At 66.9% G+C, this 7,356-nt stretch carries 6 protein-coding genes; 3 read left to right on the top strand and 3 right to left on the bottom strand.

Going from position 1 to position 7,356, the window contains the following annotated elements; genetic code table 11:
* Positions 1 to 123 precede the first annotated feature (123 nt).
* Both ACK41V_RS22895 and ACK41V_RS22900 read left to right on the top strand, forming a co-directional pair.
* Entirely contained in the window at positions 124 to 2,643 is a 2,520-nt protein-coding gene (locus ACK41V_RS22895; protein ID WP_409785866.1) for a putative bifunctional diguanylate cyclase/phosphodiesterase, read from the top strand.
* Between the two features lie 49 nt (positions 2,644 to 2,692).
* Positions 2,693 to 3,904: an FAD-dependent monooxygenase gene (locus tag ACK41V_RS22900; RefSeq protein WP_409785868.1), complete on the top strand. Its 1,212-nt coding sequence runs from the start codon at positions 2,693 to 2,695 to the stop codon at positions 3,902 to 3,904.
* Between the two features lie 110 nt (positions 3,905 to 4,014).
* Here ACK41V_RS22900 and ACK41V_RS22905 read toward each other — a convergent pair whose 3' ends face one another.
* A complete protein-coding gene (locus ACK41V_RS22905) occupies positions 4,015 to 4,377 on the bottom strand; it encodes a MerR family DNA-binding protein (RefSeq protein WP_409785870.1) in 363 nt (120 codons plus the stop codon).
* Positions 4,364 to 5,221: an ornithine carbamoyltransferase gene (locus ACK41V_RS22910; protein WP_409785872.1), complete on the bottom strand. Its 858-nt coding sequence runs from the start codon at positions 5,219 to 5,221 to the stop codon at positions 4,364 to 4,366. The genes ACK41V_RS22905 and ACK41V_RS22910 overlap by 14 nt, the downstream gene beginning before the upstream one ends.
* Before the next feature lie 172 nt (positions 5,222 to 5,393).
* On the opposite strand from ACK41V_RS22910, the gene ACK41V_RS22915 reads away from it, so the two are divergent.
* Positions 5,394 to 5,828 carry a hypothetical protein gene (locus ACK41V_RS22915; protein ID WP_409785873.1) on the top strand — a complete coding sequence of 145 codons (435 nt, stop codon included), beginning with the start codon at positions 5,394 to 5,396 and terminating at the stop codon, positions 5,826 to 5,828.
* On the opposite strand, the gene ACK41V_RS22920 is transcribed toward ACK41V_RS22915, so the two are convergent.
* On the bottom strand, positions 5,800 to 6,978 hold the full coding sequence (locus ACK41V_RS22920; RefSeq protein ID WP_409785875.1) for an MFS transporter: 1,179 nt from the start codon (positions 6,976 to 6,978) through the stop codon (positions 5,800 to 5,802). The two genes, ACK41V_RS22915 and ACK41V_RS22920, sit on opposite strands and share 29 nt — an antisense overlap.
* Positions 6,979 to 7,356 lie beyond the last annotated feature (378 nt).

Here is a 7,356-nt window from a genome sequence, read left to right on the forward strand (position 1 = left end):
TGAGGCGTTTCAGGGGTATTTGTTTGGGCGGCCGGTTCCCATCGACGTGTTTGCGCGCGAGCACGAACCGGGGCTGATGGCGCAGCAACCGGTGGCGGCCCCCGTGGGTGGAAGGGAGGCGCCATGACGGCCCCCGGCGTGTTGTGGGTGGACAGCGACACCCAGCATGCGGCCGCCGCGCGGCGGATGATGGCCGAACGCCACCCCGACTGGCGGGTGGTCAACACCCCCACGCCCGAAACGGCCCTGGCACCGCTGGCATCGCAGGCTTGGGCTGCGGTGGTGTTGTGCCTGAGGCCTTCCGTGCACGAGCTGCCCGGTCTGCTGGAGCTGTGCGCAGGCCGCCCCGTGTTGCTGTGCATCGACGCCGCGCAAGAGGCGCTGGCCGCCCGCGCGTTTCGCTGCGGCCTGGGCGACTATGTGCTGCGTGACACTGAAGTGGACAGCGTCGCCCACCTCAGCGAGTTGCTGCACCGCCTGGCGGCGCTCATTCACAACGCCCAGGGCAAGGGGCAGCCGGTGCGCATGGTGGATGCCCGCATATGGCAAGAGGCACTGACCATGCTGCAAGAGCATCGCGCGGCCCTGCAGGTCACGCTGGCCAGCATGAGCCAGGGCATTTTCAAGACGGGCCCGGACGGGCGAATTACCGTTTACAACGAGCGCGTGCTGGAGCTGCTCAACCTGCCCGAGTCCTTGATGGCCACACGCCCCACGCTGGCCGACCTCACCCGGATACAAGCGGAGCGCGGCGATTTTGGCGAGGGTTACAGCCTGGTAGACCGGCGCGGGCATGACTACATTGCCCAGGGCGCTGTGGCGCCCGCGCCCGCCTTGTACTGGCGCACCGCCCGCGATGGCCGCACGTTGGAAGTACGCACCACCACACTGCCCGACGGTGGCCTGGTGCGCACCTTTGCCGATGTGAGCGACTACGTGCGGGTGGAGAACGAGCTGCGCGAGAGCGAGGCGCGGTTTCGGTCGCTGTCCGACCTGTCGTCCGACTGGTACTGGGAGCACGACGCCGAGGGGCGTTTTATGCAGCTGGCGGGCGATCTGAGCGTCAACGGCATCCCGCTGTCCAGCGTGATGGGCCGCACGCGCTGGGAGATCGGCGCCCTTAACATGACAGAGGCAGACTGGACTGCGCACCGTGCCGTGCTGCAAGCGCAGCAGCCGTTTCGCGACCTGGAACTGCAGCGCGAGCGGCCGGACGGCACCATGCACTGGATATCCGTCAGCGGTGTGCCCGTGTTCGATGCGCAGGGCACGCTGCGTGGCTACCGCGGGGTGGGCCGCGACATCACCGAGCGCAAGCGGGTGGAGAGCCAGATTGAGCAGCTGGCGTTCTACGACGCGCTCACCGGCCTGCCCAATCGCCGCCTGCTGGTAGACCGCTTGCAGCGCGCATTGGCATCGGTGCAGCGCACCCAGACCCAGGGTGCGCTGCTGTTCATCGACCTGGATAACTTCAAGGACCTGAACGACACCCTCGGCCACGACATCGGCGACCAGTTGCTGCTGCAGACCGCGCAGCGCCTCAAGGCCTGTGTGCGCGAGGTGGACACCGTGGCCCGTTTTGGGGGCGATGAGTTTGTGGTGCTGGTGGAGGGCCTGAGCACCGACACCGCGCACGCCAGCGCCGAAGCCGCGCTGGTGGCCAGCCACATTGCCACCACGCTGGGCAAGCCCTACGCCTTGGGCGACACCAGCCACCACAGCACGCCCAGCATCGGCATCGCGCTGTTTGGACAGCAGGTGTGCAGCGTGGACGAGCTGCTCAAACACGCTGACCTGGCCATGTACCAGGCCAAGGCGGCTGGCCGCAATACACAACGCTTTTTTGACCCCGACATGCAGGCCGCCGTCAGCAACCGGTCCGCACTGGAGGCGGACCTGCGCCGCGGCTTGCAAGACAAAGAACTGGTGCTGTATTACCAGCCCATTGTGGATGCCAAGGGCCGCCTGCAGGGCGCCGAGGCGCTGGTGCGCTGGAAGCATCCACGCCGCGGGCTGGTATCGCCCGCCGAGTTCATTCCGCTGGCCGAGCAGACGGGGCTCATCTTGCCGCTGGGGCATTGGGTGCTGGAGGCGGCGTGTGCGCAGTTGGTCGCCTGGTCGCGCAGCACGCTCACACGGCAGTTCTTTTTGTCCGTCAACGTGAGCGTGCGGCAGTTTCGCCAGCCCGACTTTGTGGAGCGGGTGCTGGGCGTGCTCAACACCAGCGGTGCCAACCCCGAGCGGCTCAAGCTGGAGCTGACCGAAAGCCTGCTGCTGGCCGATGTCGAGGACATCATTGCGCGCATGGAATACCTGCGCCGCTTTGGTGTGGGCTTCTCGCTGGACGACTTTGGCACGGGGTATTCGTCGCTGAGCTACTTGAAGCGCCTGCCGCTCGACCAGCTCAAGATCGACCAGAGTTTTGTGCGCGACCTGCAGACCGACCCCAACGACGCAGCCATCGTGCGCACCATCCTGGCCCTGGCAGCCAGCCTGGACCTGGCCGTGGTGGCGGAAGGCGTGGAGACCACGGGACAGCTTGAATTTTTGCAGCGCCACGGCTGCAAGTCGTTTCAGGGCTACCTGTTTGGCCGCCCCATGCCAGCTGAAGTGTTGGAGCGCGCGCTGCGCCCTGCGCTCTGACCTGCGCTGCGACAAAGGCCCGCCAGCGCGTGCAGTTCACAATCGCCCCATGAAAAAACAGGTGTTGGTGGCCGGTGGCGGCATCGGTGGTTTGGCCACGGCGTTGGGCGCGTCGCGCGCGGGGTGGGATGTGCGGCTGTATGAACGCGCCGCTGCCTTCAGCGAAGTGGGCGCAGGTGTGCAGATTGGGCCCAACGTGGTGCGCCGCCTGCAGGCCTGGGGGCTGCAGCAGCCCTTGCAGGCCGTGGCCGCGTTCCCCAGCCGCTTGCAGGTGCGCAACGCCGTCAGTGGCAAGGAGCTGGCCGTGCTGCCGCTGGGGCCCACGGCGGTGCAGCGCTATGGCGCGGCCTACGCCACCATCCACCGCGCCGACCTGCACAACCTGCTGCTGTCAGCAGTCACCAAATACACCGACACGCAGTTGCATCTGGAGCATGCCATTGACGGATTCGCCGACGCCGACGGCGTCGTCACCGTGCGCACCAGCCGCGGCAAGGAGGTCGAGGGTGATGCGCTCATCGGAGCCGATGGCCTGTGGAGCCGCACCCGCACCCAGTTGCTGGGCGCCGTCGCACCCCGCGTGACAGGCCACCTGGCCTACCGCGCGCTCGTACCGCAGCATGCGCTGCCCGATGCGTTGCGCACCGGCCAGGTCACCGCTTGGCTCGGGCCGCGCCTGCATGCCGTGCAATACCCCGTGCGGCGGGGCGAGTTGCAGAACATCGTCGTCATCGTGCAAGGCCCCGCGCCGCACGACCTGGAAAGCTGGGACCACGCTGCCAACGCTGCGGGCCTGGAGCACGCCCTGCAGGGCACCTGCACGGCGCTCCAGGATGTCGTGCGCAGCGTGGGTGCCGCAAGCGGCCCCGGCTGGCGCCTGTGGCCGCTGTGCGACCGCCCGCCCGTGCGCGGTGCCCACGAGATGGCGCAAGGCCTGGTGGCCCTGCTGGGCGACGCGGCCCACCCCATGCGGCCCTACCTGGCGCAGGGTGCGGGCATGGCCATTGAAGACGCGGCCGAACTGCAGCGCGCGTTGTCCATGCACGACATGGACGTGCCTTTGCGCCTGCGTCGCTACGCCCTCAACCGCTGGCAGCGCAACGCGCGGGTGCAGGCGCGGTCCACGCGCAACGGTCGCATTTTTCACGCGGTGGGCCCGGTGCGCTGGGGGCGCGATTTGTCCTTGCGCCTGCTGGGCGAGCGGGTGCTGGACGTACCGTGGCTGTACCGCGGCGATGGGTCCAGTGCCAGTTCTCTGTAGTCGCTGAATGCTACTAAAAACATAGCTACTAGCGCTTGATGGATAAGCGCTAGAGCCTGTTTTTGCTTAAATTCTGGGCGATAGAGGGTGGTGGTGGGGAGCGGGCCCCTTCAGGCGGCAGCGGTCCCACGCAGCGGGCAGTCCGTGGCCACGCGTTCGGCCAGCGTCTGGCGCAGGGCCTGCAGCGCGGCGATGCGCGTGTCGATCTCCTGCAGTTTCACGGCCAACACCTGGGCCAGCGCGGGGCCGGGGTCGGCGGCGTCCCAGATCGCGGGCAGCCGGTCGCCAATTTCGGCCAACGTAAAACCGAGCTGCTGTGCGGTGCGGATGTACTGCACCAGCATGGCGGTTTCGGCGGGGTAATCGCGGTAGCCGTTGGCCAGGCGTTGCGCGCGGATCAGCCCCTGCTGCTCGTAAAACCGCAGGGCCTCGCGGCTCAGGCCCGAGGCGGTCGCGAGTTCACCGATCAGCACGGTCGCCTCCGCTCTGGGCATCGCTGGCTGCGCCCAGTGCCCACCGGAGGATGGCGGTCTGCACCGGCAGCAGCAGTTGTTTTTGCGCGTAGCCCACAAAACCGGGGTATTCCACCGGGTCCACCGTCAGCTCACGGCCCAGTGTGAAGGGCGGTGTGGGCAGCAGGGCGGGGTTGCCCAGGGCGGCCAGGTGTTCTTCGGTCAGCGGTGTCATGTCTGTTTGGGTCTCGGCGTCGGCCTCGGCGCCTGCGGGCCAGCTGTCGGTGATCACCACATCCACCGGGCCTTGCAGTGCGGAAGGTTCGACAAACACCACGTGTGGCAGGACCTCGTGAAAGCGCCGGTGGCACACCTGCACCAGCTCAAACCCCAGCACCTGGGCCAACCCGTGCCATGAACGGAAGACATTGGTGCTGGGCCCCCACAGGCACACGCGCGCCTGCGCCAGGGGTTGGATCTGCGCATCGACAAAGTACGCATCGGTCAGCACCTCGCACGGGTGGCCCTGGGCCGACATGGCGTTGATCACCGGCCGCTGCGACGCGGCGGCAAACTCCGACAGCCGCGCATGGTTGGTTTCACGCACCACATACGCCGCGTAAAACGGGTCGAGGTAGCCCGCCAGGTCGCAGGCCCGTTCGCCGGTTTTGAGCAGGTTGGGCAGCTCGGTAAATGCCAGCCCGAGCTGCCGGAAGGCCTCGATGAACGTCGTGCGGGTGCGGATGCCGTTGCCTTCAAACGACCATGCCACGGTGCCCTGCAGCGCAGGCCCGGGCGCGTCGACCAGTGCCCAGATGTGCCGGATGTCTTCGGGTCGCAGGTCGGTCAGCTGGATGAGGTTCATGGGGCAGTCTTTCCATCAAAAGGGCGGGCAGAAGATTCTGCTTGACCCTGAAGCGTACTTCAGGCCTGAAGCTGCGGGCTTCTTTCACTTCTATTGCCGCGCTGCCATGTCCACCATTCCTGCCGTCCCCACCCATCCTGCGACTGCCGCCAAACCGACGGTCGCTTTCTCTTTGTCTACACCCCGCTACCTGCGCATCGTGCGCGCCAGCGGTTGGTACGACCTGTTGGTCACCTGGCCGTTTGCATTGCCTTGGACCTTTGCTTGGCTGTACGCCCAGCTGGGCATGCTGGCCGCCACGCTGGGCCTGCCCGGCACCCTGCACCCGCTGGATACCACCCACATGCTGCTGGCCAACCTGCTGGGGTCGGTGGTGGTGGTGTGGTCGCTCGCGCGCATGGTGGCGCCGTCACGGCTGCTGGGGCGGCTGGATGGCGTGGCGCGGTTTTTGTTTGCGGCTTGGCAGATATACGCCGTGGTCCACGGCGCCAGTGCTATCGTGCTGGGCTTTACGCTGTTTGAGTTGTTGTTTGGTGTGCTGCAGTGGTGGCGGGTGGCGGATGCTTCGCCAGTGCGTGTCAGTGCGCGGGCGCGGGCAGGCACCTGAAGGCCAGTGTGCCCGCCGCCAGCATGGCGGCAATGGTCAGCATCACCGCCACATACGGGTCAGCGCCCTGCGCGGCCGCCACGGATGCAGCCACGCCAGTCACCCACTGCATCAGCGCCACACCCAGAAACAGCGCCATGGTGAACACCGCCATGGCGCGGCCCGTGACGGCGGGGGCGTAGGCCGAGCGCACGTCCGAATACTGCAGCACCATGTAGCCCGACAGCAGGCCCACAGCAATGGCGCCGCCCACGTCCAGCCACTCGCGGTGCAGAAATCCGATGGCCGCAAACAGCGTGGCCAGCAGCACGGTGAAACCGGTGATCCAGCGTCGGCGGCGCCCCGGGCCCGGGTCGAACCGGCCAAACAGCGCTGGGCTGAACAATGACACCAGCGACACGATCACCGCCACATTGCCGCTGGCCACCAGCGAGTATCCATGCCGCTCGATCAGCAGCGGCCCCAGCCACAGGCCGCGCAGTGCCAGAAACGATGCATACGTCGTCAGCGCCAGCAGCATGATGCCGGCCGTGTGCGGCAGCAAAAACAGCGCGCCAAACCCGCGGATGGCGGCACCCACCGATTCGCGCGGGTGGGTGCCATGGGTGGGTTGGGCGGGCTCGTGCACCTTCCAGAAGATCAGCAACCACGCCAGCACCGACAACCCGGCCAACACCCCAAAGCCCATCCGCCAGGATGACCACTGCACCAGCCACGCCAGCGGTGTGCCCGTGAACAACATGCCCAGCCCGCCCACGCCCATGGCCACGCCCGACACCATGGCAAACCGTGACGGTGCGAAATACCGCGCAATGAACACCGTGCACACCAAAAAGGCGGGTGCGCAGCCCACGCCGATCAGCACCTGCCCCAGCAGCACCATGCCGTAGCCCGGCGCCAGCGCCGACACCAGCGCCCCGGCAATGGCCAACGGAAACGCCACCAGCAGCGTGCGCCGCACGCCGTACAGGTCGATGCCAATGCCCATGAACAACTGCATCGCGCCAAACGCGAACGCAAAGGCGCCTGCAAACAGCCCCAGCGCTTGCGCCGAAAGGCCAAATTCCGCCTGCAGCCCGGTGGCCATGATGGCGGTGATGGTGCGAAACGCCTGGCTCAGCGCAAAGCCGGAGATCAGTGCCAGCAGCATGGTCCATGCGGTGCGGCTGGGCAAGGCTGCCAAGGGCGGCGGTGTGAAGGAGCCAGAGTCGGGAGCGTTGGGTGGTGGTGGCACAGGCAAGCGGTGAGGTAGAGGAGGCCGAGAGGGCGGTGGCAGCGGCAAGGGAAGGGAAGGGTCGAGCGTAAACGCTGAAGCCCTGTGTGGCTGTCAGCCACAGACATCTCTGAGAGCGGCTCACAAAACTCTTCTTGCGTCGTTGCAGCGTCTTGTCGTACTGCCCGTACTGCCTGCGACGCAGCGCCTAGCCAGAATCGCTTCGCTGAGTTTTGTGAGCCAATGGGATGGACGCCCCCACCCTAAACGGCATCGAAAGTGCCACAGTGGAGATGTCAGTTCTTCCACTTGAAC

This window comes from Acidovorax sp. (assembly GCF_046291265.1).
Lineage (GTDB): Bacteria > Pseudomonadota > Gammaproteobacteria > Burkholderiales > Burkholderiaceae_C > Acidovorax.

Coding starts and splice junctions, on each gene's coding strand:
- ACK41V_RS22895 (WP_409785866.1), top strand. CDS start 124: ATGACGGCCCCCGGCGTGTTGTGGGTGGACAGCGACACCCAGCATGCG.
- ACK41V_RS22900 (WP_409785868.1), top strand. CDS start 2,693: ATGAAAAAACAGGTGTTGGTGGCCGGTGGCGGCATCGGTGGTTTGGCC.
- ACK41V_RS22920 (WP_409785875.1), bottom strand. CDS start 6,978: ATGCTGCTGGCACTGATCTCCGGCTTTGCGCTGAGCCAGGCGTTTCGC.
- ACK41V_RS22910 (WP_409785872.1), bottom strand. CDS start 5,221: ATGAACCTCATCCAGCTGACCGACCTGCGACCCGAAGACATCCGGCAC.